General features: G+C 44.5%; 21 protein-coding genes and 1 tRNA gene. 13 read left to right on the top strand and 9 right to left on the bottom strand.

Annotated elements, in window-relative coordinates; all coding sequences use genetic code 11:
• Nucleotides 1-80: 80 nt before the first annotated feature.
• Nucleotides 81-157, top strand: a tRNA-Asp gene (locus tag BCU75_RS21875).
• Between the two features lie 881 nt (nt 158-1,038).
• Here the strand turns inward: BCU75_RS21875 and BCU75_RS21880 are convergent.
• Genes BCU75_RS21880 through hemC form a run of 4 tightly spaced genes read right to left on the bottom strand, consistent with a single transcriptional unit; the run spans nt 1,039 to nt 5,135 of the window.
• Nucleotides 1,039-2,220, bottom strand: a complete 1,182-nt coding sequence (locus BCU75_RS21880; protein ID WP_102475081.1) for a heme biosynthesis protein HemY — start codon at nt 2,218-2,220, stop codon at nt 1,039-1,041.
• Nucleotides 2,220-3,446 carry a uroporphyrinogen-III C-methyltransferase gene (locus tag BCU75_RS21885; protein ID WP_102475082.1) on the bottom strand — a complete coding sequence of 409 codons (1,227 nt, stop codon included), beginning with the start codon at nt 3,444-3,446 and terminating at the stop codon, nt 2,220-2,222. The genes BCU75_RS21880 and BCU75_RS21885 overlap by 1 nt, the downstream gene beginning before the upstream one ends.
• A 19-nt stretch (nt 3,447-3,465) precedes the next feature.
• Nucleotides 3,466-4,194: a uroporphyrinogen-III synthase gene (locus tag BCU75_RS21890; RefSeq protein WP_102475083.1), complete on the bottom strand. Its 729-nt coding sequence runs from the start codon at nt 4,192-4,194 to the stop codon at nt 3,466-3,468.
• Nucleotides 4,195-4,196: 2 nt separating this feature from the next.
• Entirely contained in the window at nt 4,197-5,135 is a 939-nt protein-coding gene (gene hemC / locus BCU75_RS21895; RefSeq protein WP_102442463.1) for a hydroxymethylbilane synthase, read from the bottom strand.
• Between the two features lie 344 nt (nt 5,136-5,479).
• Here hemC and BCU75_RS21900 point away from each other — a divergent pair, with 344 nt between their 5' ends.
• Nucleotides 5,480-8,008: a class I adenylate cyclase gene (locus BCU75_RS21900; RefSeq protein WP_076678517.1), complete on the top strand. Its 2,529-nt coding sequence runs from the start codon at nt 5,480-5,482 to the stop codon at nt 8,006-8,008.
• Between the two features lie 71 nt (nt 8,009-8,079).
• Here the strand turns inward: BCU75_RS21900 and cyaY are convergent, their stop codons facing one another.
• Nucleotides 8,080-8,394, bottom strand: coding sequence for an iron donor protein CyaY (cyaY, locus tag BCU75_RS21905; protein WP_076678518.1), 315 nt, complete (start codon nt 8,392-8,394; stop codon nt 8,080-8,082).
• 75 nt (nt 8,395-8,469) lie between these two features.
• On the opposite strand from cyaY, the gene lptM reads away from it, so the two are divergent.
• The 8 genes from lptM to BCU75_RS21945 all read left to right on the top strand — a co-directional run bounded on the left by lptM (nt 8,470) and on the right by BCU75_RS21945 (nt 18,442).
• Nucleotides 8,470-8,586, top strand: a complete 117-nt coding sequence (gene lptM / locus BCU75_RS24870) for an LPS translocon maturation chaperone LptM (RefSeq protein WP_425336951.1) — start codon at nt 8,470-8,472, stop codon at nt 8,584-8,586.
• Nucleotides 8,587-8,628: 42 nt separating this feature from the next.
• The gene (lysA, locus tag BCU75_RS21915) at nt 8,629-9,882 is read left to right on the top strand and encodes a diaminopimelate decarboxylase (protein WP_076678520.1); all 1,254 of its coding nucleotides are present in this window, start codon (nt 8,629-8,631) and stop codon (nt 9,880-9,882) included.
• Between the two features lie 11 nt (nt 9,883-9,893).
• On the top strand, nt 9,894-10,724 hold the full coding sequence (gene dapF / locus BCU75_RS21920) for a diaminopimelate epimerase (RefSeq protein ID WP_102475084.1): 831 nt from the start codon (nt 9,894-9,896) through the stop codon (nt 10,722-10,724).
• A gap of 44 nt (nt 10,725-10,768) precedes the next feature.
• A complete protein-coding gene (locus BCU75_RS21925) occupies nt 10,769-11,467 on the top strand; it encodes a DUF484 family protein (RefSeq protein WP_102475085.1) in 699 nt (232 codons plus the stop codon).
• Nucleotides 11,436-12,368: a tyrosine recombinase XerC gene (gene xerC / locus BCU75_RS21930; protein ID WP_076678522.1), complete on the top strand. Its 933-nt coding sequence runs from the start codon at nt 11,436-11,438 to the stop codon at nt 12,366-12,368. Before BCU75_RS21925 ends, xerC begins: the two co-directional genes overlap by 32 nt.
• Before the next feature lie 15 nt (nt 12,369-12,383).
• Nucleotides 12,384-13,100, top strand: a complete 717-nt coding sequence (gene yigB, locus BCU75_RS21935) for a 5-amino-6-(5-phospho-D-ribitylamino)uracil phosphatase YigB (RefSeq protein ID WP_102475086.1) — start codon at nt 12,384-12,386, stop codon at nt 13,098-13,100.
• 170 nt (nt 13,101-13,270) lie between these two features.
• The gene (locus BCU75_RS21940) at nt 13,271-15,769 is read left to right on the top strand and encodes a bifunctional diguanylate cyclase/phosphodiesterase (protein ID WP_102475087.1); all 2,499 of its coding nucleotides are present in this window, start codon (nt 13,271-13,273) and stop codon (nt 15,767-15,769) included.
• Nucleotides 15,770-15,961: 192 nt separating this feature from the next.
• Nucleotides 15,962-18,442: a bifunctional diguanylate cyclase/phosphodiesterase gene (locus tag BCU75_RS21945; protein WP_102475088.1), complete on the top strand. Its 2,481-nt coding sequence runs from the start codon at nt 15,962-15,964 to the stop codon at nt 18,440-18,442.
• Nucleotides 18,443-18,622: 180 nt separating this feature from the next.
• Here the strand turns inward: BCU75_RS21945 and BCU75_RS21950 are convergent, their stop codons facing one another.
• Together BCU75_RS21950 and BCU75_RS21955 are read right to left on the bottom strand one after the other, a co-directional pair.
• Nucleotides 18,623-19,219, bottom strand: coding sequence for a tRNA-uridine aminocarboxypropyltransferase (locus tag BCU75_RS21950; protein ID WP_102475089.1), 597 nt, complete (start codon nt 19,217-19,219; stop codon nt 18,623-18,625).
• A gap of 2 nt (nt 19,220-19,221) precedes the next feature.
• The gene (locus tag BCU75_RS21955) at nt 19,222-20,766 is read right to left on the bottom strand and encodes a COG3650 family protein (RefSeq protein WP_102475090.1); all 1,545 of its coding nucleotides are present in this window, start codon (nt 20,764-20,766) and stop codon (nt 19,222-19,224) included.
• 39 nt (nt 20,767-20,805) lie between these two features.
• Between BCU75_RS21955 and BCU75_RS21960 the strand changes: the two genes are divergently transcribed.
• Entirely contained in the window at nt 20,806-21,273 is a 468-nt protein-coding gene (locus BCU75_RS21960) for an EVE domain-containing protein (protein WP_102475091.1), read from the top strand.
• 85 nt (nt 21,274-21,358) lie between these two features.
• Here the strand turns inward: BCU75_RS21960 and BCU75_RS21965 are convergent, their stop codons facing one another.
• Both BCU75_RS21965 and BCU75_RS21970 read right to left on the bottom strand, forming a co-directional pair.
• Nucleotides 21,359-22,186 (bottom strand): Cof-type HAD-IIB family hydrolase, encoded by an 828-nt coding sequence (locus BCU75_RS21965; protein WP_102475092.1) that lies wholly within the window; start codon nt 22,184-22,186, stop codon nt 21,359-21,361.
• A 198-nt stretch (nt 22,187-22,384) separates the two neighbouring features.
• Complete coding sequence (locus BCU75_RS21970) at nt 22,385-23,365, bottom strand: alpha/beta fold hydrolase (protein WP_102475093.1); 981 nt, start codon at nt 23,363-23,365, stop codon at nt 22,385-22,387.
• 81 nt (nt 23,366-23,446) lie between these two features.
• Between BCU75_RS21970 and rhtB the strand changes: the two genes are divergently transcribed.
• Together rhtB and BCU75_RS21980 are read left to right on the top strand one after the other, a co-directional pair.
• Complete coding sequence (rhtB, locus tag BCU75_RS21975) at nt 23,447-24,064, top strand: homoserine/homoserine lactone efflux protein (protein ID WP_102475094.1); 618 nt, start codon at nt 23,447-23,449, stop codon at nt 24,062-24,064.
• A gap of 43 nt (nt 24,065-24,107) precedes the next feature.
• The gene (locus BCU75_RS21980; RefSeq protein WP_102475095.1) at nt 24,108-25,328 is read left to right on the top strand and encodes an EAL and HDOD domain-containing protein; all 1,221 of its coding nucleotides are present in this window, start codon (nt 24,108-24,110) and stop codon (nt 25,326-25,328) included.
• Nucleotides 25,329-25,338 lie beyond the last annotated feature (10 nt).

The following is a 25,338-nucleotide window of genomic DNA, read 5'->3' on the forward strand; positions in this document are numbered from 1 at the left end:
GACATCGCCAGGCTTTAAATTAAATCTTTAGGTTGACCGACCTGGAGATATGGACGCTCACTTAGTGAGTTGACCACTGCGGAGTGGTAGTTCAGTTGGTTAGAATACCGGCCTGTCACGCCGGGGGTCGCGGGTTCGAGTCCCGTCCACTCCGCCACTTATTGGGAAAGCCCTGCTAGAAATAGCAGGGCTTTTTTACATTTGAAGAAAAGAGTTTTGCTTGTAGATTGTATGAGTGCTGTAAAGGCATCGAGACCCTACACTTCACGCTATTCCGGCACATATTAGAAAGCCTAGTCTGACGACTAGGCTTTTGTCGTTTCCGGCATATGAATCTTATTATTCAACTTCGAGTTTTGTAGATGCGTTGGCCGTTGATCTCGGGCTCTGACATTCCGACACTTATAACAAAGTCTGCTATTTCTAGTAGAGCTTGAGTTGATGTTGTGCATCACCTAAATGACCAACCTTTCCAGAACGTCTTCGACAGCTCTAATTTCTACTAATTTGAACTGGCTTATAAATATGCCTCGTTATTAATAACAAGGTTTTGTTGACCGGCGACTCTTGCAATATCCCTTCTACTTAATAGATGAATCTACAGAGCTGTTACGTGAAGCCCTGTCATAAAGGTTTATAGTGGAATATTGAGGGCTATTTAATTGCTAATTCAGCGTGACTTAAAGTGGGTATCTGTCTGCGGGTAAACATCTTTAAACGTCTTCTCTCAAGGTGAGCTCCTTTTACTCTTCAGCTTAGAGGTGCCACTTTTCTCTATGACTCCTCTCGAGCCTCTTCCTAGAGCTTGTTTATAAAAATCGCAAAACTAAGTGTAGACACAATTAAAGTAATTCTCCGTGTGTTTGGGAGGCTTTATTACGCTATTTCATAGTTACTTTTGTGCACTAGGTTTGCTGGTGTTGGGAGGGTAAGGGTTCGATGAGTTGGGTTTATAGGTGTTGTAGAAGTTATCTAGGGGCAAGTAACAGATACAAAAAAGCCGATGCTAGACATCGGCTTAGTTTGAGTCATTTTGAATTACGCTGGTTGAACGAGAGCGAGTGCCTTACGAGAAACTTCGTGTGCTGCCTTCGTTAAGTTTTGCTTTTCTAGTGCATCAGACAGGTATCCGTAATCGGATACGTTTGAGCGAAGTGCTAGTGCTTTTTCAAAGTGACTTTGCGCTTCTGCCCACTTCTGTTCTCTTAGGTAGAACTGAGCCAATGCGCTGTGTGCTTCGGCATTGCCACCGTCTTTACTGATAGCGCGTTCTAGCATTACCACTACGGGATGGTGATCGGCAAGATTAAGCTCAGGAAGCAACATGTAGAGTTCATTTGAGCCACTCTTCGCAATATTCTCTTTGATCACTGTGAAGGCTTCTGAGTTAGCTTTCCGAGCGATCAGTTGTTTCACAAAACAAGAAACAAGGTGAGCGCTTTGCTTCTGCTTTCTTGAAAGCTTGTTCCAATGGCTGATTAAACCTTCGCTACCTTGCTGTTGTGCCACATCGTGAAGTAAGCCACATTGTGCTTTTTGTTCTAACTCAACTTGCTCATCAGCCGTAAGAAGCTTGTTTTTAGCTAGCTTAGGCGTTAACTCTAATAATGGCTGCCAAAGTTTAAGCTGCATGTAGGTGGCTTTTAGTAAGCCAAGTACAGCGGTGTTATTAGGGTATGTACCTTTTAAAGTCGAAAGTGTATCGAATGCGGATTCGTAGTTCGACTCACTGATTTGTTGTTTTGCTTTAGTTAGCTCAACGGCCAGTAGAGAGTCCTCTTGTTGGCTAGCAAGCTCGATGTACTTATCACGCTCGCTTGTATTACCTTGTTCGTGAGCAGCTTGAGAAGCGACTAAATAACAAAGCAGAGGCATGTCGTGATGGTTAGCCCAACGAGTTACTTTCTTCTCTGCGCCTTTCCAATCACCTTCAAGAAGCTTGATGATGCCTTCATTGGTATAACGACGAGAGCGTTTTAGTTTACGAACACTGAACCAATTCCAAGTTGTCGAGCTTGCGTACATAAGCTTTTTAAATAGGTACTCCAAGCCGAATAGAGCAGCTAGAAGAGCAATGACAAAAATAACCAGTGTTGTCACACTCATCTCAATGGTCTTATTTGCTATCGAGATCAGGACATAACCTTGTTGACCTGAGAACTGGGTACCGACAATTAATCCAGTACCTAGAACGAGAAAAAGAAAAATCCAACGAATCATTATTTTTCCTCCGTGTTCATGACGGTCACTTCACGACGTAAGCGCTCACGTATAACATCTGACAACTCATTTTGAGACTCAAGTTTTACAGGGTATTTCACAGAGATATTCTGCTCACTTAACTGTTTAATCGCCTTCTCAAATTCAATCACTGAGTTGTTATCTTGGTTTAAGTACGCTTTCGACCACTCGCTAGCGGTATTAAGTGCAGCACTATAGACATCACCTTGCTCTTTGTAGACAGCTCGAATTGCGGTCTCTAATTTGCCTTTAATGTTTTCACGTAGGTAGAAGTGTTGCTCAGGAGAGAGTAAAGGGATGACTTCACCATCACGACTACGGAAGGTGATGAAGTTTTCTGAGAAGTCTTTCATCGACGTCATCAGGTTGTTCTGCCAATCATTGATATCTTGCGATACCGCTTTTTTCTCAACAATCGCAGCTTCTGGAAGAATTGCATTGGCAAGCGGTAGCGTATCGACTTGCTGTTGTAGGCTTGTGATGCGTAAAACTAAGCCATCGCGATCGACAAGAGGGATAGTGCGAAGCTTAGTAATATCATTGGTCATTGATTGGCGCAGTGATACTAAGCTTGGGTCATTCAGTGCTGCGATTCGTTGATCGGCACTTTCCATTAGTTTGGTTGCGCTAACAGCGTCATGCTCAAGGAACAGTTTACGACCAGCAAGTTTTACTAGGTAATCGGCTTCAGCAAGCAACCAGTCATTCGGTCGACGGCCTTTAACGTCAGCCACTGCTAACTGCAGGCTTTGAATGCTCTTTTGCTGTTGAGACTGTACGACCTGAGTTTTCTCCACCGCGTGAGAAGCTTCTTGGATAGTCTCTTGCTTGATGGTTTGCAGGTCTTTATTTACTGCAGATTGGGTATTTTGCAGTTGTGTTTGAAGAGCTGCGATTTGAGCTGAGTACTCAGCGCTCTTTTGCTGCATTTGAAATGCGATACCACCACTGAAAATAATAGAAATAGCGATCGCAATAGCACCTAATTTGACACCGCGTTTACCTTGCTTTTCTGCTTTCTCGATTTGCTCTTTATATTCAGCTTGAGGTTGTTCACTTTGAGCAGTATTTGACGTAGAAGCATCAAGTTTTTTTTCGGGCTGTTTTGTCTCTGTAGATTCAGCTTTTTCGTTTTCAACAACTACTGGCTGAGTGTCTTGTTTCTTTTCAGGTTCAATATGCTCATTATTTTTTTTGCTTGTCATGCTTATTTCCTGTTTCTAGCTAGGGCCGGAGAGCAGCCAGTAATATTTGGTTCGTAGCACTGTGAGTATTGGTCACGTTCGAGAAACCGAGTTGTTGTGCTCGTTCTACTATGCGCTGGCTTGGGACAAATAGTTGTCTTGTTGAAAGCCAAGCCAAATACTCATCAGGGGTAATTGAGCAGAGATACTCCAATTGTTCCTGACTAGTGATGACAACTTTGGACGTTTTTTTGTTTATCCATGTTTGATAGATATTGTGATCGTTAATGGGAATATATTCTCTACGGTAGGTCTCACAATAAGAGACTTGTGCACCTCGATTGAGTAAAGAATCTCTAATGAGCTCACGCCCACCATTTCCACGCAGTATCAAAATAGATTTATTATCTACGCCATTAAGTTCAGTAAGTTTGAGAAGGTGTTCACTATCACTCACTTGGGGATAGTTTACTTTTTGTTTACAGATTTTGCTTAAAACGTGCGCAGTTTTTTGACCAACGCCAAGATAAAGTGGCGAAGTTGGCCAAATAGATGAAGTTTTTGAAAGGATGCTTTGGGCAGCGGTCACGGCATGGTGACTGACTGCAATAATGATATCGCTGTTATTAAGCAGGGTGCTTAAATCCGATGAGTGTGGATTATCAACGATACGAATAAGCGGATGATGGATTGCTTGAATCCCTTCATCCGCTAGTTGTTGGCAAAGCGATTGTCCCTCTGAGCCGGGACGTGTCACCAACACTGTCATGATTATTCTTGGTCAGCGTAGAGCTTGGTTAAGATTTCTCTCGCGCCATCATCCAGCAATTGATTTGCCAGAGTAACGCCAAGCGCTTCTGCATCTTTGCGAAGGCCAGAGATCTCACCACGAACCATTTTAGAACCATCTGGTTCGCCTACTAATGCACGTAGCCAGATATTATCGCCATCTAATAGTGAGTAGCTGCCGATAGGAACCTGACAACCACCTTCCAGAGTAAGGTTCATTGCACGTTCACAAAGTACGCGATCGGCTGTGTCTTTATGGTTCAGTGGTTCAAGAAGCTTGATTAGACGTTCATCATCAAGACGACACTCAATGCCAACAGCGCCTTGGCCTACAGCAGGTAGAGACTGTTCTGGTTCGATGAAGCTACGAATACGTTCTTCTAGCTCTAGGCGCTTAAGGCCAGCAGCAGCTAGCACGATAGCATCGTATTGACCATCATCGAGTTTACCTAGACGAGTACCAACGTTGCCGCGCAGTTCTTTGATGATGAGGTCTGGGCGGTATTCTAGCAACTGACATTGACGACGCAGGCTACATGTACCAACGATAGCGCCTTGTGGTAGCTCGTCGATGTTGTTGTAGGTATTTGAAACGAAAGCGTCACGAGGGTCTTCACGTTCACAGATAGTGACCAGACCTAGACCTTCTGGGAAGTCGACAGGTACGTCTTTCATTGAGTGAACTGCTAGGTCAGCACGACCTTCTAGCATTGCCACTTCGAGTTCTTTAACGAACAACCCTTTACCACCCACTTTAGCCAGCGGGGTATCTAGGATGATGTCACCTTTGGTCACCATAGTTACCAACTCAACCTCTAAACCAGGGTGAGCAGCTTGAAGTGCATCCCTTACAAAGTATGCTTGCCAAAGGGCAAGAGGGCTTTTTCTGGTCGCGATACGGATTGGTGCTGAATTTGTCATGGTGTTTCCGATATTGGTTCTGTAATAGGCTAATCCTACCATTGTGAGGCGAAAATTCTTACTGTTTGATCATTCCATGCTTTGATAGCTGAGGGATTTTCATGAGTTCACCAAAATAGTGTGATTGGTATCTCATTTGAAACATGGGCTATTATTAGAAATAGGTAATAAAGGGGACACTACGGCGCCGTGAGTTTAACTTTTTCTCATCAAGGCATTGGCCAGTATGACAGGTTCCTTTACTTTACCATTAAGGGTAAAAGTGTTAAATTGATCACGTTTTGTTGCTCCTTTCGTTCAGTAACTAAACAGAAGTGCATTTAATCTCAAACCAAGGACTTACCTTGCAGGCTTACACTCAGACTTTGATTCAACGATTAGACAATCTTAATCAGCAGCGCATTGATCGTGCGTTGGCGTTGATGAATGTCCAAGGTCAGCGAGTTTTCAACCTTATTCCTGCACTACTTCACTTCAATCATCCCATGATGCCTGGTTATTATGACCAACAAGTTCCTTTTGGAATTCGTAGCTTCACGCCTAATGAATTCCAAAAGCAATTTGTCTCTGATACCGAATTAACGCTGGGTGGAAAACTCACCGAGGCTGCTGAACCAGCAATCCTGGGCTTGTACACCATGGGCAGTACTTCTTCTATTGGCCAAAGCACTTCAAGTGATCTCGATATCTGGGTATGTGTTTCTCCGGATATGGATGGCGCATCTCGCGACAGCCTGACCAACAAATGTTTGTTGATTACCGACTGGGCTGAAACCTTAGGGGTTGAAGCTAACTTTTTCTTGATGGATGAACAGCGTTTCCGCTCAAACCATTCTGAAGAGATGACCGGTGATAACTGTGGTTCTTCACAGCACTTATTACTGCTTGATGAGTTCTATCGTTCTGCCGTTCGTTTGGCAGGCCAGCGTTTGTTGTGGCAAATAATCCCGCCAGAAATGGAAGAGTGTTACGACGAATATGTCCAAGGTCTGTGTCAGGATGGTTATCTTGATTGCTCGCAGTGGATCGATTTCGGCAAGCTGAACCGTATTCCTGCTGAAGAGTACTTTGGTTCAAACCTATGGCAGCTCTATAAGAGTATCGACTCACCGTATAAATCGGTTTTGAAGGCGATCCTGTTAGAAGCTTACTCATGGGAATACCCAAATACCCAGCTACTTAGTATTGATACTAAGCGTCGCTTCTTCGCGGATGAACCTGATCTGTATGGCATGGATAGCTATTATTTGATGCTAGAAAAGGTAACGCGCTACCTAGAACGCATTAACGACCACACTCGTTTGGACTTGGTGAGACGTTGTTTCTACCTTAAGACCCACGAGAAATTGTCACGAGATGCGGGCATTGGCTCTGTCGAATGGCGTCGTGAAGCCTTAACTCAGATGACAAAGTCCTGGAACTGGGGACAGGAAACCATAGCTGAGCTCGACAACCGCCGTAACTGGAAGGTTGAGCAGGTTAAAGTGGTGCACCATGCACTGCTTGATGCTTTGATGCTGAGCTATCGTAACCTGATTCAATTTGCGCGTCGCAACGACATCACTTCTGCAATTAGCCCACAAGATATCAGTATCTTGGCTCGTAAGCTTTACGCTGCGTTTGAGGTATTGCCAGGAAAAGTGACGTTACTGAACCCGCAAATTTCACCGGATCTGCATGAACCAGACTTGAGCTTTATTGAAGTTCGTCAGGGTCAGTCCAACAAAGCTGGGTGGTATCTATATAAACAGCCGCTGGTAGCGCATCGTATTCTTGGTCAGCCCTCACTTGAGCACCATGAGTACTTGAGTAAACTGGTTGCTTGGTCATTCTTTAATGGCTTGATTACGGAGTCTACGCGTTTGCATTCTGTGGTGCGTGATGCTCACATTGATATCGATAAGTTCTATCAAATGGTGAGCGATCTACGCAATACTTTTTCTTTACGTAAGCGCCGCCCGAGTATGCAAGCACTGGCAAGCCCGTGTGAAATAAGCCAACTGGCGATGTTTATCAATTTTGAAAGTGACCCAACTTCTGAATTGAGTGGTCGTGCATTGAAGGTTGATCTTAAGAATGCCGACATTTTCAGTTTCGGCGAAGAGGGTAAGAGTTTAGTCGGAAGTGTTGATCTGGTTTATCGTAACTCTTGGCATGAAGTACGTACGCTTCATTTCCAAGGTGATACTGCAATGCTAGACGCGCTGAAGACGGTACTTGGCAAAATGCACCAGGATGCGTTGCCGCCAGAATCGGTCGATGTGTTCTGTTACAGCAAAAACTTACGTGGTGTGATGCGTAACATGGTGTACCAACTGCTTGCTGAGTGTATCGACTTGCGATTAAAACCGATTGAGCCAGAGAAGCGTCGCCGCTTCAAGGCTATTCGTTTGGCAAACAAGATGTTTGGTCTGTTCTTTGAACGTCGTGGTGTTTCGGTGCAGATGCTCGAAAACTCAGTTGATTTCTATCGTAGTATCTCGACAAATAAGTTGAAAGGCTCACCTTTACTGATGCTCGATAAAGAGCAAGAGTATCAGCTACCAGAGGTGGTTGATGGCTTTGCGAGTGAAGGTTTAATTCAATTTTTCTTTGAGGATACCGACAAAGGTTTCAATATTTATGTATTGGACGAGTCGAATCAAGTTGAGGTATATCACCAATACAGCGGTGAAAAAGATGAGATGATCGCGAGCGTGAATTCTTTCTACACTTCAGTAAAAGATGAGTCGAAGGTGTCGTCTAAGTTGATTAATTTCAATCTACCTCAGTACTACCAAATCGTTCATCCTGAAGAAGGTAATTCTTACGTGGTGCCTTACCGTAACGATGCGACTTTAGCTTCTCGAAGCTCAAAGATAGTTAACATCTAGGCTTACTAAGACTGATTGGTATTAAAAAAGGAGTGATTGATTCACTCCTTTTTAGTTTTGCTTACAAATGATTAGACCCAATTGATCTCTTCATCTGCGTGCTTTTCGCATTCTTCTTTGACCATCTCAAACAATTCCACACCCGTCTTTGAGCATGTCCATTTGTCATCAACTAGCTTGAAGTGAAAGCCACCAGATTTAGACGCTAACCAGATTTCTTTCATTGGTTCTTGGCGGTTGATGATAATTTGGCTGCGGTTCTCAAACTCCAGCGTCATTACGTTACCAGTCACTTCGTAATCAATATCTGCCTCTGATTCATCGATAGCTTCTTCGATGTTTTGCATCTGTATATCGACCAGTTGATGAAATTCAGTCTCGTTCATCCTTTCTATCCTATTGCTTTTCCTGAGTGTGGTGCGATTATAGGGGGCATTGAGTCAATAATCACGATATGCAAAATGAAAAAATTAATTACCGCTCTGTTTATGGTGTCCGTTATAGGACTTTCTGGTTGTGGTCAAACAGGTCCGTTGTACGATCCTGATGCAGTACAGCAAACTGAACAGTCAGAATAAGTGAAAACACGCAGAAATCGTTATTTATAAGGGATAAGAACTTTGGATTACTTCAACTATCAGGAAGATGGCCAGCTTTGGGCTGAGGACGTCGCACTTTCACAACTAGCAGAGCAATATGGTACACCGCTGTATGTATATTCTCGTGCAACATTAGAACGCCATTGGAATGCGTTTGATTCGTCGGTTGGTGAGCATCCACACTTGGTCTGTTATGCCGTTAAAGCTAACTCGAACCTTGGCGTGCTGAATACTTTGGCTCGTTTGGGCTCTGGCTTCGACATCGTTTCTGGTGGTGAACTAGAGCGTGTGGTTGCTGCAGGTGGCGACCCGGCTAAAGTTGTGTTCTCTGGTGTCGGAAAAACAGCGGCTGAAATGAAGCGTGCGCTTGAGTTGAACATTAAATGTTTCAACGTAGAGTCGGAGCCAGAACTGGAGCGACTGAATAAAGTGGCTGGTGAGCTTGGTGTTAAAGCGCCGATTTCACTGCGTATCAACCCAGATGTTGATGCAAACACTCACCCTTACATTTCTACGGGTCTGCGTGATAATAAGTTTGGCATCGCCTTCGACCGTGCTCCTGCTGTTTATGCGTTTGCAAAAACACTCGATAACTTGTCTATCCATGGTATTGATTGCCACATCGGTTCCCAATTAACGAATATCGAACCTTTTATCGATGCCACTGATCGTTTGCTTGCACTGATCGACCAACTACGTGCCAACGATATCAACATCAAACACCTTGATGTCGGTGGTGGTTTGGGCGTGGTTTACCGTGATGAATTACCACCACAACCATCAGATTACGCGAAGGCCTTGTTGGCTCGCCTAGACAATCATTCTGATCTAGAGCTGATTTTCGAGCCTGGAAGAGCGATCGCTGCTAACGCTGGTGTATTATTAACGAAAGTCGAGTTCCTGAAGCCAACAGAGTATAAGAACTTTGCCATCATCGATGCGGCAATGAACGATCTGATGCGTCCGGCACTTTACCAAGCTTGGCAAGATATTGTGCCAGTGAGTCCGCGTCAGGGTGAAGCGGTAACTTACGACTTGGTTGGCCCTATCTGTGAGACGGGTGACTTCCTTGGTAAAGATCGTGACCTTGTTCTCGAAGAAGGCGATCTACTGGCCGTTCGTTCTGCAGGTGCTTATGGCTTTGCTATGTCATCTAACTACAACACTCGTTCGCGTGCGGCTGAAGTGATGGTTGATGGCGATAAAACTCACTTGGTTCGTCAGCGTGAAGAGCTTACGAGTCTGTGGGAACTTGAAAACATTCTTCCGGAGTAATTTTAAGCGTTATGCACTTCCACTTTTCTAAAATGCATGGTTTGGGCAATGATTTCATGGTCGTGGACTGCATTACTCAAAATATTTTCTTTTCTCCAGATTTGATCCGTCGTTTGGCGAATCGTCACACTGGTGTGGGCTTTGATCAGCTACTTGTGGTTGAGGCTCCATATGATCCAGAAACTGACTTCCATTACCGCATATTTAATGCGGATGGCAGTGAGGTGGAGCAGTGTGGTAATGGTGCGCGTTGTTTTGCTCGATTCGTTCGTATGAAAGGCTTAACGAATAAGTACAGCATCAACGTGAGCACCAAGAAAGGTAAAATGGTTCTCAAGATTGAAGACAATGATCAGATCACTGTCAATATGGGCATTCCTGAGTTTGAACCTGGCAAAATTCCATTCAAGGCAAAGCAGCCTGAGAAGACGTATATCTTAAGAGCGGATGTACATACCTTGTTCTGTGGTGCCGTAAGCATGGGTAACCCACATGTGGTTACCGTTGTTGATGATGTCGATACTGCAGACGTGGAGACCTTAGGTCCGCTTCTTGAATCACATGAACGTTTCCCTGAGCGTGTTAATGCTGGCTTTATGCAAGTGATTAACCGTGAAGAAGTTCGCTTGCGTGTTTATGAACGCGGTGCGGGTGAAACTCAGGCGTGTGGCAGCGGTGCATGTGGCGCGGTTGCGGTTGGTATCAATCAAGGCTTGCTGGCTGAGAACGTGAAAGTTCGTCTACCTGGTGGTGATCTACAGATTAGCTGGCAAGGTCCGGGTAAACCTCTGTTTATGACTGGCCCTGCAACCCATGTGTTTGATGGTCAACTTTCTTGCTAATAAGCATTCATAACCAATAGATTCATAAAAATAAAGGATAGGTTTTGTCTTACGTTGAAGCCGACGCGCTCACCTCAGAAGTGGTCGCGGAATATTTACGTGATAACCCAGATTTTTTCCAAGACAGGAAAGGTTTGGTTGATCGCCTTGCTATCAATAACGTTGAGCAGGGCGCTGTATCTCTGGTGGAGGTTCAGCTTAAACGCCAACGCCATCGAATCGAAGAGCTAGAGGAAGAAATCACTGGCTTGATGTCGTTGGCAGCGAATAACGACAAAACCTTCTATGAATTTATGGATCTGCAAGCTCACGTGCTGAAATGCAGTGACTTTATGCAGGTTATCAAAGCTGTTGAACAAAAAGCGTTAGATTTAGGGCTGAAGGCTCATGTACGAATTCTCTCGCAACCTGGCTTTTATAAGCTGAGTGAAGAGCACTATTCGAAGTTTTCGCTCAACCACTTCAATGGCAAAGATGCTTATCTAGGGCGCTTGAGAAAAGCCGACAGACACGATTTGTTTGGTGATTTCCAGGTTCCAGAGCTAGGCTCTTATGTAGTACTACCACTTGCTAAGCAGTCTCCATTGGGTTTGCTTGCCTTTTCTAGTGAAGATGGCGGACATTTCCAACCTCATATGGATACGCTATTTTTACGCCATTTAGCACTTGTTGTGTCTCATTTGGCGGACACCTTACCTTGGCAGATAAATAATGAGCCTAGAGCCCAAAATACCTCTTCCTAACAGCCTTCAAAAGCCACTTTCTCGCTTCTATGAATATCTCAGAAGCGAGAAGGGACTCAGCCTACACACCCAACGTAATTACAAACAACAACTTGAAACTATGGCCGCTCATTTGGTCACACTTGGACTGAAAGATTGGGGGCAAGTAGACGCGGCGTGGGTAAGACAACTTGCCAGTAAAGGCATGCGTGAAGGAATGAAAGCGAGCAGTATCGCGACGCGCTTATCTTCACTACGCAGCTTCTTTGATTTCCTTGTATTACGTGGCGAAATGACTGCAAACCCAGCCAAAGGGGTTTCTGCACCTCGCAAACAGCGTCCTTTACCTAAAAATCTCGATGTCGATGAAGTCGGACAGTTGCTTGACGTGAATGAAGACGACCCATTATCGATTCGTGATCGGGCGATGATGGAGGTGATGTATGGTGCAGGTTTACGTCTCGCTGAACTAGTTGGCATCAATCTTAAAGATGTGTTGGGCCGGCAAGGCGAAATCCGAGTGATTGGTAAGGGCGACAAAGAACGCAAAGCGCCGTTTTCCGGTTTGGCGAAAGAGTGGGTCGATAAATGGCTCAAAGTGCGTGGTGATCTTGCTTCTTCGGGAGAAAAAGCCCTGTTTGTGTCCAAGTTAGGGACCCGGATCTCTCACCGCAGTGTGCAAAAGCGCATGGAAGAGTGGGGTAAGAAGCAATCCGTCGCGAGTCATATCAGCCCGCATAAACTGCGTCACTCCTTTGCAACTCATGTGCTTGAGTCGAGCCAGAATCTTCGTGCTGTCCAAGAGTTGCTGGGGCATGAAAATATTTCGACAACCCAAATTTATACTCACTTGGACTTTCAACACTTAGCTCAAGCGTACGATGAGGCTCACCCTAGAGCACGTAAGAAGAATAAAGATTAGATTAAAGGTTTTACTATGCGAATTTATCGAGGGTTGAAGCCCATCAAAGCCATGACCTTTGACTTGGATGACACACTGTATGACAACTGGCCTGTGATCATGAAAGTAGAAAAAGAGATGGCGCAGTGGCTTTACCAAAAGCACCCAGTGTCGGCTTCTTTATCGCTCGAAGAGTGGCAGGGTATTAAGCAGCAAGTTGCCTCTGAAAACCCAAATTTAAAGAATGATGTTACCGTTTGGCGTGAAACACAGATTAAGAGAGGCTTGTTACAGTTGGGCTATTCTCAGCAGCAAGCTGAACAGGCGGCTCGTGAGGGGATAGAACATGCTTTGTGGTTACGCAATCAAGTCGATGTTCCTCAAGAAACGCATCGAGTGATGGCAGAACTTAGCCAACGGATTCCTTTGGTTGCGATTACCAATGGCAATGTCGATCCATATAAAATTGGTTTAGGACAGTATTTTCAACTAATCCTTAAAGCTGGCCCAAACGGCAGAGCAAAACCCTACCCAGATATGTTTGATAAAGCGCAGCAATACTTAGGTGTTGATGCCATCAACATTCTCCATGTTGGCGATCATCTTAGAACGGATGTTTACGGATCTAAGCAAAATGGCTTCCAAGCATGCTGGTTTAATGACATTGGTTCCAATTTATACCTCTCTTCGAAGGCGAGTGTGCTGCCTGATGTTGAAATAGAGCAACTTAGCGATCTTATGCGACTAATTTAAAGACCTCTGTAAGCTTATTGTGTCGCATTTATGATATTGAATTGTTACATTAGTCGCAATTAAATGCCTGTTTAGGCTAGGATAATTGGCGACTACTTTTTAGCGATTCATTTCAGTCATAGCTGTGGTTGCGGGTTCTTCACTTCACTCTATTTCGATCAAGGGTTGGCATGCAAACATTTACATTTCTCGCAAATACTGAGGAGCTATTTAAATCTCAATTTGATCAGAGAGAGTGGTGTGACAGCAAGCAATATCTTATTCAACTTTTCTCAGCCCAATCTTCTGATGTGGCTCGTCGAATCGCGAGTGTTGCTCTCAATCGCCTAAGCAATGCCACCTTAATTGGCCAGAGTGCTCGCCATGTTATCTGTAACAATTGTCTTGAGAGTAGTTGTACCTTAATCATTATCAGTGAGTTTAATGAAACCTGTTTAACCTCCGCAGTTCAGCCTTTTACAGGCAACCCAAACCAAGACAGTCAAGAGCTCGTCTCTCAACTAGACCTCTCGAAAGATGCTAAAACAGTCATCAGCCTTTGCGATCAGGTTGAGGGTCGTGATTACCCTATCTATAGCGCCTTTGAAAGCCTACCTTATACAACGCCTGTTGCTGGTGGCTTGTGTCATGAGAATGAATACGGGCGTTGGGTTATGCATAACGAACAGACTTACCAACACGCTTGCGTGGCGGTGGCTCTGACTAACCCAAGATTGAAGGTTTGGTCGGACGCGTACTCTGAGTGGAACCCGATTGGGATGAAGCTGCGAGTGACTCATGCCGTGGGTAATCGTTTGTATGCGTTGAATGATAAGCCTGCTATCGATGTATTCAAACACTACCTTGCTGACGGTAAAGATCTTCCTTTCAGCCAGTTGATGAGCTTTCCGCTTTATCGAGAGCTTGGCAGAAAGAAGGGCATATCGACACCGCTGCGTATTAATGATGATGGCAGTATCGAGTTTGATAGTCCTTGGCATGTCGGCGAAGAGGCACAGTTTTGTTATAATCACCCGTCTTTGACCGCAGAAAAAGTGCGTCACGGCGCTGAGATGCTTGCCATGCATCAGCCTGAATCGGTGATCATCTATAACTGCGTCTCTCGACTTGAATTCATCGACAGTAAACTTGAGCTAAAGCCATTTGAGGGGATAGTAAATGCGTGCGGCGCATACTGCATGGGTGAGCTATACCGCAACGACGATCGCCAAGAGATACTGCATCACAGCCTCACCTATATTGCGATGAGAGAGTCGGACGAGATTAATGAGTTTCGTTGTGAAGATTTCCAGCGTGACTCAACGGTATCGCCACTGCTTAATCTCGTCAGAAATGCGGTGGCTGATCTCGACAGTATGAACACGCAGATGGAGAAAAAACTTCATCAACAGGCGCGTCGTTTAACCGAAAGCTACCGCATTGATTCCCGCACCGGGCTACCCAACCGTATCGTGTTAAAAGAGCGCCTCAATACGATTCTCTTCAGTGAGCACTTACTGACGTTAAAGCTGACTAATTTCCATCAAGTTAACGAGAAGTATGGTTACCAAGTGGGTGACCAGTTGTTACTCGATCTGTCTAATCATTTTGTTGAGCGCTTACACCTTAGTGTGGCTAAGGAATCTCAGGTAAAAGTGGAGCTGTTCAGCATTGGCGTCGGCGAATGGGCGATTATTTTTAACGCAAATGTTGGCTGCGATAAGATAGAACAACGTTTCGTTGAGTTTGCTGATGATATTGAGCACATCAATTTTGAGCCGTATGGATTGGCTGATATTGATTACCTGTCAGTTTCTCTGTGTGGTGGCTTCGCTAGTCGTTGCGATTTCCTCACCGATAATGGCGATGAGATCTTATTGAAAGCGATCGAAGCTCGACGTTATGGGGTCAGGAATAACACTCACATCACCAATGCTAAAGACATTCAGGTGAGTGAAGAAGATCGTAAAGAGCAACTAGGCTGGTTGAGCTGTGTGAGCCGTGCGATTTTAGACCAGAATATCATTACCTATTCACAGCCCATTGTGGCGTCCGGTACTCACGAAATGATTGGCCAAGAGTGCTTGGTCAGAATCATGGAATCAGACGGTACCATTGTGCCACCAGGTAAGTTCTTACCTATTATTACCGACACGCATCTTTACACTCGTCTCAGTCGGCACATGATTAAGAACACCATAGGTTATATGGCGGATAAACAAACCCCATTTTCTATTAACCTATCCCCGCAAGATTTTTTGAGCGACAAGACGCTTGAGGTGCTTGAGACTGCCATCAGTGCTATGAACGATCCCATTCGACTTGGCCTAGAGGTTCTAGAGTCTGAGCAGATTAAAGATTATGGTCGCATGATTGAGGTGTGTGATCACTTCCGTGCTCTCGGGGCGAGAATCATTGTTGATGACTTTGGTTCTGGCTATTCTAATATCGATGAGATCATTAAACTTGAGCCGCAGATTATCAAGCTTGACGGTAGCCTGATTCGCAATATTGACAAAGACCAAAAGCAAAGAAATATCGCTTCTCAGTTGGTTCGCTTATGCCAGGTGTTTAATGCACAAACCGTCGCTGAATTTGTCCATAACCAACAGGTTTGTGAGATAGCAGAGCAAATGGGTGTCGATTATCTGCAAGGTTATTACTTTGGTGAACCTAAGCGATTGTTTTAGAATATAATATTAGTCTGCCATACGATATATTGGATGAAACGGTTGGTAATTAAGGCTCGCCGCTTGTTTTCATTGAAATGAATGATGTTTAACTAACATCACATTATTCACAATATGATCGCAAATATTGCGTGCAAGCCTTATCGATAGTAAGCACAATAACAAATCATTAACGTAACGATTAATGTGAATATGCAGTCGACCTCTCTCTTAATAAAAGACATTGAGCAAATCCATAATGAATTGCCAAAGCTTGCTTTTCGTAAAAACGAAAACTTGCTGATTCAGGTATTTTCATCTTTTGAGAAAGACTCTGTTTTGGCTGCCTGCCAAGTGATTCAATCGATCTTTCCAAACGCTAAGCTCATTGGTTGTAGCGCAAATCATTACATCAGCCAAGGTGCTATTTTGCATCAGGGCTTATATCTTATTGTGACTCGCTTCGATGCTACTTCATTGTCTTGTGGTGTTGTGGAATACAGCAACCAACCTTTACGCGATAGCCATTCCATGTGGCAGCAACTTAAGTGTCATTCTCAAACTCAAAGTATCATCTGTTTTGCTGATCGCTTGCAGATAAATGACAGGGCTCTATTTGCTGAATTCGAACAATCTCGATACTCATTGCCCATTTGTGGGGGGGCATCAACCAGTACCGATAATGGGCGATGGGTGATGTTGGATGGTCGTTGTTATGAAAATGCTTATGTCATGGTGGCCTTGCATAGCTCTGAACTCTCGATCGCCAAAGGTTATTACACGGAATGGAACCCAATTGGGCGAACTTTTCGCGTTACTGGCGCGCAAAATAATCGGTTGACTGAATTGGATGGAATGCCAGCTCGTGAGGTTTACAATCGCTACTTAGGTGATGGTCTTGAAGTACCTTTCGAACAGTTGCACAACTTCCCTCTGATGGTAAGCGATCCGAAAGAGCAGAAAATTCATTTGCCGCTCAAAATAGCTGAACAGGGAGATATTGAATTTAGTGGCGAGTTTCAGGTCGGCGATGAAGTACGGTTTTGTTATGACCACCCTTCACTGACCTTAGAGCAGATTCGACTTGGTGTTCAACAGATTGCTTCTCATAAGTCTGAGCAGTTTTTTATTTACAACTGCACCTCTCGTATCGATTTTATTGATGGTAACCAAGAAGTTGAGGTTTTCCAGAATCTCGCAGACACTTATGGTGTGTACTGCATGGGAGAACTCTATCAAGAGCGTGGCCAACAACGAATTCTACATCATAGCCTCACTTATCTTGCGCTTAGAGAAGGTGAAGGCAAGGCTGTACAGCCATTAGAGACACAACCCGAGACCAATATTTCTCCTCTGTTTTCATTGATTCGAAACGCACTGCTTGATGTTGATGACATGAACAACAGCATGGCGAGTAAGATTCAGCAACAAGCGACCGCATTGACGGCAAGCTACCGAATTGATCGTCGCACTGGGTTACCCAATAGAAGTGTACTGCGTGAGAAGCTGTCACAAATGAGCTCTGACAGTCATTTGTTGGCTTTAAAGGTCACCACATTTGGTCAAATAAATGAGAAGTATGGTTATCGAGTGGGTGACAAACTTCTGCATGATCTGAGTGAATATTTTCAGAAAGCGCTGTGGCAGTTTTTTGATGAGGGTTGCCAACTCTATAGTATTGGTATTGGAGAGTGGGCGGTGGTGTTTGATAGTTGGGCCAGCCAAGAACACATTCATCAACGTTTCTCTGAATTTTCCGACCAGACCGAGCATGTCAATTTTGAGCCGATGGGGTTACCCGATATCGATTATCTTTCGGTTTCAGTTTGTGCGGGTATCGCGAGTCGCCGAGATTTTCCTGTGACCTCGATTGATGACTTGTTACTGAAAGCGATTGAAGCTCGACGCAGTGCGGTGAGCCAGAACAAACATCTGGTGAGTGCCAAGACGTTAATTCAACTGGAGAAGCATCGCCAAGAACAACTCGGTTGGTTGTCTTGTGTGAGCCGCGCAGTGCTCAATCAAAATATTGTTGCGTGCTCTCAACCTATTGTATCGGCGCATAGCCATCAGGTAGAAAGTTATGAGTGCTTGGTTCGAATTGAAGAAGACGGTCAGCTGATTGTACCGGGTAAGTTCTTGCCGATCATTGAGGGTACTCATCTCTATACGCGTTTAAGTCGCCAGATGATAACGCGCACCTTTGATTTTATGAGCCAGAGAACCGATTCGTTCTCGATTAACTTGGCGCCACAAGATTTCAGCAATGAGAAAACCATTTTGCACCTTGAACAGGCGATTAAGAAAATCAGTCACCCGCAGCGTATTGGTTTAGAGGTGTTGGAAACCGAGCAAATTCAGGATTACGGTCGCTTGATCGAGGTGTGTAATCACTTCCGAGATCTTGGTGTGAATATTATTGTCGATGACTTTGGTTCGGGCTATTCGAATATTGATGAGATATTGAAACTGGAACCACAAGTGATAAAGCTTGATGGCAGTTTAATTCGCAATATCGATAAAGATAAAAAGCAACGCAAGATAGCCCAACAACTGGTGAGTTTATGCCAGATTCTGAATGCTAAGACGGTGGCGGAGTTTGTACATAATGAACAGGTGTGCCGAATCGCCGAGGATATGGGCGTCGATTACCTGCAGGGTTACTACTTCGGTCAACCTCAGCGATTATTCTGATAGGGAGAGTAAAATCTCTTTTCAGCGAACAGCCAGTGTGTGCGTTTCACGTGAAACACTCACTTGGTCGATAGATTTAAGTCAGATGTGAAAAGGGTGAGCTTATGGCTCACCCTTTTTGTTTTTAGTATCTGTCCCGTCCTAAAATGTGTTTATTGCCTTCCAGCGCTCCTGCTTGATCTATTTGAGAGCGTGGCCACATTTGTCGGCATGGAATACTTTTAGATACTGTTGGTAGTAGTCATCAATCAGTTTGGCAGGTTCGCTTTCACCTAAAGATTTGAGTAACTCAATGCCCACTTCGCAAGTACACAGATGGCCACTGTCTTGATTGCGGCGCAAGGTGTAAGAGGATTCGCTGGTGATGCTGAGGTGAATCTGTGGGACAGTTTGCAACCACGAGCTCTTGTTAAGCATCTTCTTCGCTTCTCGCCATGTCCCATCTAAGATAATGAATAGCGGTTTTCGACTCATGGCTTGGGTCATCACTGCTTGCTGACATTCGATGCTTTTATCACTCGGGAACAAAAGAAACGGTTGTCGTGTTTCATCTTCAAGCAGAGCCACTAGCTCAGCTGGTGGTGTTTTCCTTTGCCATATCAAGGACTGACACTGCTCAAGGGATTGCTGAAGCAGCTTTCCGGTATTGGTATCGCGCGACAGTTCATTCTCATGAGTCAGTAGGACAAGATCGGTTTGGCTTTCAACCGTCGGTATTAGATGACAAACGCACTGGTGAGTGAAGCCACAACCATGGCAAGCTTGTTGGTTACTCATCCTTACAGCTTAACTCCATTTTGTGCAGGTGATACACCATCAGCAAACAAAACCACATCGCTGATATCAGCATCATCTGCAATTGGAGCAACACTTGGGTTGAGTGGGTAGCTGACACCAGAATATGACAATGTGTGTTTCGCAGGTGTTGCACCGCCGCCGCTGACATTGAAGATTAGATTCTGCCAGCCATGATTGTGTGACTTACCTAAGCGTATGTCGCCCTTAACCAATGTCACTCGGCTATTGAAGCGCCAGTTATCTTGATGATTTTCAAAAATAAGCAGTGTACAGCCACCAGAGCCACACCAATCGAGCTGGGCAAACAGTTCTTCCTTACCATCGCCATTTAAGTCGTAGGTTAACCAACGGTATTTAGTATCGTCAGGTGAGCTGTTGTTGATCTTAAAATATTTGCGGATCGCTTGGTCGACTTTTTGATCAAGTTGATCACTGGAGTTCACCTGCTTTGCGGTTAGATCAACGTTAGTGGTCGTGTTTACTTGCGATTGTGCACTCTTAGCTTCGAATAGCACCAGACCGCCATTGGCAATCGGGTAGACAACGTTGCCCACTTTTTCTTTTTCAGCGACCAGCTTGCCGTTATCAAGCGTGAAGATACGCTCGGAGATCAAATATTGCTGCTGGTGGCGAGTCATTACCACTTGCACCTGATTTTGGTTCAGTTGCTGCCAGAAGCCCTGCTCAACAATCGAAGGGTCTCCGTTGCTGTACGAGTATGTCGTAATAGCGCTGTGGTCATCATTGAGCTCAAGGTTGATAGAGAATCCTGTGTTCTGTGTTGAGCTAGCGAAGTAGAGCCCGCTCCAGTTCAGTGTTGGATCTTGATTAGATACCGTCGCACAGCCATTGTAACTGCTGTCATTGAGATTAAGTTTGGCTTCCCATCCATAAATAGAATCGCTCATGCCATCGCTGCAACTCTCTTTCTTGAGATTGAGTTCGCTTTGCGCCGTTTTACCTTCTAATTGGTAATCACGACTGTTTGGTGTAGTACGGCTTGATTCTATATTAAGGCGTTGTGGCTCTTCGCCCATCTTGGCGTATTTCAGCTGATCTTTATCGAAGGTTGCTGACCAGAAAGGTTCATTGCCGAATACACGTGTCGAACGTAGGGGTTGGTCGCAACGATCAGGGTTTTCTGCTGTCAGGATATTCACTTGATCAACCACGAAGCGTGCCGTGAAATCTGCGTTATACCCAGTTTGGCTTGGTACGGTTAGATGACCAATCAGCTCGCCGTATAAGGCTTGGTAAGGTCTTGTTGAGAGCCCTTGCGCTTCTAATGCTAGTTCTGGCGTTAAATCTAACCAGTATTGTTGCTGGCTACCGCAAGGAGTGAAGGTTCGGCTTTCATGGCCAACCACAACCTGACCACGCATGATGAAGGTTTGCGGTTGAATGCTCAGTGGCTCATCCAAGGTTGCTGGTGGTAGTTCTGGCTTTTGGGGTGCATCTGGCGCTGTGACACAGCCTTGTAGAGCGAACGCGACTAGCCATGTCACTGGGTTTTTCATTACCTTCATGTTATATCTTCCTCGGAGCAACCGTTAATTGGATTTATTATGGCATATTGGTTATTTAAAACAGAACCCGACACCTTTTCTATTCAAACTCTGAGAGTACAAAAAACCTCTTGTTGGGAGGGTGTACGCAACTATCAGGCTCGAAATATGATGCGTGATGACGTTAAGCTTGGCGATCTGGTGATGATATACCATTCATCATGTAAAAAAGTGGGCGTCGCGGGGATCGCTAAAGTAACCAGAGAAGCCTACCCTGACCATTTCCAATTCGATCCCGAGAGTGATTACTATGATGTTAAGTCTTCGCCAGACAACCCGCGTTGGATAATGGTGGATGTTGAATTTGTGCGAGTGACTGAGCGCTTGATTCCCTTAGCAACACTTAAAGCAATGCCTGAGTTAGCTGAAATGCCATTGGTTAAACGAGGCAATCGCTTATCCATCATGCCGGTTACAGAGCAAGAGTGGCAGGCGATCTTAGGAAAAGAAGTACTCGGCTCTCGTTAGCGTTAGAGGAAGCTTTTAGCGTAAGGTTCAAAAAAGGCAGCCATTGGCTGCCTTTTTATTTATTCAGATTTTTTACTAAATTAGATTAAAGCAGGTGCTTTTCTAAGTAGTGCGCAACCGCATCGTCGGCGTTGCTGCCAATCACTTCATTATCAGGCAGTGCTTTAAGTACTTTTTCATGGGATGTACCCATTACTAAGCCTTTACCTGCCATTGATAGTAGCTCGACATCGTTCATTCCATCACCAAAAGCAATGCAGTTTTCTAACTCAAGGTCGATAGATTGAGCCACGGCTTGTAGCGCGTCGCCTTTAGACACTTCTGCAGCCATCACTTCCAAACACCAAGGTGTTGAGAAAGCGACATTTAATTTTTCACCAAACAGAGCGTTGAGCTCATCTTCAAAGGGAACAAGGTCTTCATGTGATTTATTTGGGTGAGTACAGAAGATTTTAGCAATGCCTTCACTCGGTGCGTTATCTGCATCGTACAGTCGGTATGTGAAGCCTGTTTGATCGTGAAACTTCTTCATTGTTTCGTCATCACGATTCAGTAACCATTCATCGTTCATATAGATATGGATGAAGATCTCTGGGTCTTTCTTAAACACATCCACAACACTTTGCACTAATTCGGCAGGGATGTTCTTGGCATACATTAGATTGTCGTCTTGGTCATGTACGCGAGCACCATTCGAGGTGATCATGTAAGCAGGAATGCCCGTTTGCTTGCGAATACCGGCAACATCAACATGGTGACGACCTGTTGCGAAGATAAAGGTATAACCTTGTCCGTGTAACTTCGTGAGTGTTTGCTTGGTAAAATCGCTTAACTGATGGTTGGGAGCCAAAAGCGTACCATCTAAATCAGAAGCGACAATTTTCACGGAATCTTTTAGTGCAGGAATACTCATTTAACCCTCATTGTAAAATGCTTAACCAATATTGACTCTAGCCAACGCTAGAATCGTTTTAACTACAATATCTCTAGGTAGAAATTGTATGCCAATTTCATGCAAGAAAAGAGGGCAAAGCTCACTTACTTCTCTTCCTCTTTAGCGCTTATGTTCTCGGTAGGTTACTCAGCTTATTAGCTTATTAGTTTATTAGCTCTAGGCAAAAAACTGATTGATAGCATTCAGTGTTTGATTGCGATATTCGTCTTGCTCAAACAGCACCTCATGCCTAGACCCTTCAATGACCTTAAACTGGCAGTCTGAGTTGGTTTTCTTCAGCTTATTGATGAACTTCACTTGAGCGCTGTTGCTGACAATCTTCTCTTCCCCTGCTTGAATCAGTAATAGTGGGATCTTGATTTGACGAGTTTGTTGGATTGCCTGCTTCGATGCCATTAACCCTTGCCAAACCCAGCGAGTACTTGGCCCGCCAACCTGCAAAGAAGGGGATCCGTCATACAAGCAACGGAACCACTGGTAACGAACCTTACTGTGGCTGAGTAAGTTGTTCTCAAAAGGCTTTGAATAATAAGCTTGTTGGCCCGGAGCGTAGGTTGGTTTAGCGTAAAGAGCCGTTAACACTTGTCCGACGATCATCGCAATAGGTTTAAAATACCATTCAGTCTTAATCCCAAACATCGGAGCGCACAGAGTAACTTTGTCAAACGGGTGATCGGGGTGAGTTTGTAGATAGCGAGTGGCTATCGTGCTGCCCATTGAGTGTGCCAGTAGGTAGCGATTGGCATATCGGCTGAGGTCAAAACTGGCAATGACATCAGACATGTCTGATGCGTAATCATCAAACTCATGAATGTGACCAATGTCAGAGTCTGTTACCATACGTTCCGACTGGCCTTGACCTTGGTGGTCAAATGAATAAACGTCATAGCCTTGCTGATAAAAATCATAAAAGAGTTCTTGGTATTTCAAGCAACACTCAATGCGGCCATTTGAAATCACAATGGCTTTGGTGTGCGTTGGTGATGTTAGGCTACACCAGTACAGCTTCTTTTTACCAGATGATGTGATATACCCATCTTTTCGTTGTTGCCAAAGGGCAGGGATCGGGTGTTTAATCGCTTGCTCGAACTCAGGTTCTTGCGTGTACGAAAACGGGGCGGCACTGTGGTTTTCCATGGGAAATTACCTGAACTGATGCGTGTGAGAGCTTTATTGCTACTAATGTTGTTAGATTAAAGAACTAGTAAGGAAATGCAAATGGATACTCATGTTTGGCTTGCTTATGTCGTCACTGCGATATTGTTTAGTTTGGCTCCGGGTTCAGGTACCGTTAATTCAATCAGCAATGGGCTAAGTTATGGTACCAAGAAGTCACTTGCGTCGATCGCTGGCTTACAGCTGGGTCTTGCATTTCATATTATGCTGGTGGGCGCGGGTATTGGCGCATTAGTCGCTCAATCTGCATTGGCGTTTACCATCATCAAATGGGTGGGCGTGGTTTACCTTCTTTGGTTGGGTATTCAAAAGTGGCGTGATAATTCTAGCTTGGTGGCTTCAGCAGAAAGCTTAACGCTATCGAGTGGTAAGCTGCTTAGAAATGCCGTGCTTATCAATCTAACCAACCCAAAATCTATCGTGTTTTTGGTGGCTCTGTTTCCTCAATTTATCGATCCGACACAACCGCAAGCACCGCAGTTATTAGTGCTAGGAGTTACAACAGTATTCATTGATAGTGTTGTTATGTTGGGTTACACCTCATTAGCGTCACAAATGGGACGTTTTATTCGTTCTGATCGTATAATGGGTAAGATAAATAAAATATTTGGTGGTATGTTCATGGGTTGCGGTGCTTTGCTTGCTGCCGCTAAAGCTTAGTAAAGCAATACAGCTATAGATAAATTAATAGAGTTATAGATAAATGACCGCTACGTACGTTGCTCGACAACCTATCTTAAATCGTAACAAAAACACGCTCGGTTATGAGTTGTTGTTTCGCGACGGAGAAAGGAATGCCTACCCAGCACATATTGAGTCAAATAGAGCAACGTATCGTCTTATTGTTGAAAACTTCTTGTCGGTTGGACACAACCCTTCGATCCCATCTTCGCGTTGTTTTATTAATTTTCCTCATCAAAGCTTGATTCGTCGGCTTCCTTTAGGTTTGCCGAAAGACAAGGTTGTGGTCGAGATTCTTGAAACCTGCCAACCGACTGATGAGTTGTTAGAAGCGGTCAAAGAGCTCTATCAAGCGGGGTACATGATTGCCCTAGATGACTTTACCTCGACGCCTGAATGGGAACGATTCCTTAAATACACTCATATTGTTAAGCTCGATATCATGCAAATGGGCTTGGATGAGGCGTGCGAACTTGTCAGGGCTCACCAAGGGAAGAAGTTTAGCTTTCTGGCTGAACGAGTCGAAACTGAGCAAGAGTTTAAGCAAGCGAAAGAGGCGGGTTTTAAGTTCTTCCAAGGGTATTTCTTCAGCAAACCTGAAATCATAAAGACTAAGTACATCAGCCCTGAGCAAGTGATTGCTATGGAGTTGTTCCAAGAAGTGTGTAAGCCCGAAGTTAACTTCCAACGTGTTGAAAGCATCGTCGCGAAAGATGTCGCCTTGTCGTATAAGTTACTGCGTTTTGTGAATACCATGTCCCCTCGCCTTGAGGTCACTATCTCTTCATTTCGTCAGGCTTTGGTTTATCTGGGGCAAGAGAAGCTGAAAATGTTTGTCTCGTTAGCGGTGGCGTCTTATGTCTCTGATAAGAAACCAAAAGAGCTATATGGATTATCGCTTCAGCGAGCTCAGTTCTGCCAACGTATGTCTCGTTATCAGGCATTTGAAGGGCATGCCGAGCAAGCCTTTATGATTGGTTTGTTCTCGTTGCTTGATGCGCTGCTTGATTTGTCGTTAGAGAACTTAGTTGAGCAACTGCCTTTGTGTAAAAGTATCAAGGTGGCTTTACTACGTAGAGAAGGGCCATATGGAACCTTGCTGGCCCTTGAAGAAAGCTTTGAACATGCTGATTGGCAGCAGATGGATGAGCACTGTGCTCATTTAGGATTGAGTGTGGAACAGGTTAAAACTGAGCTCACCGAAGCTCGACGCTGGAGTCATAACGTAACCAACCAGTTCTGATTTATCTTCG

It is taken from the genome of Vibrio splendidus, assembly GCF_002873455.1.
In the GTDB taxonomy this organism is placed as follows: Bacteria; Pseudomonadota; Gammaproteobacteria; order Enterobacterales; family Vibrionaceae; genus Vibrio; species Vibrio splendidus_J.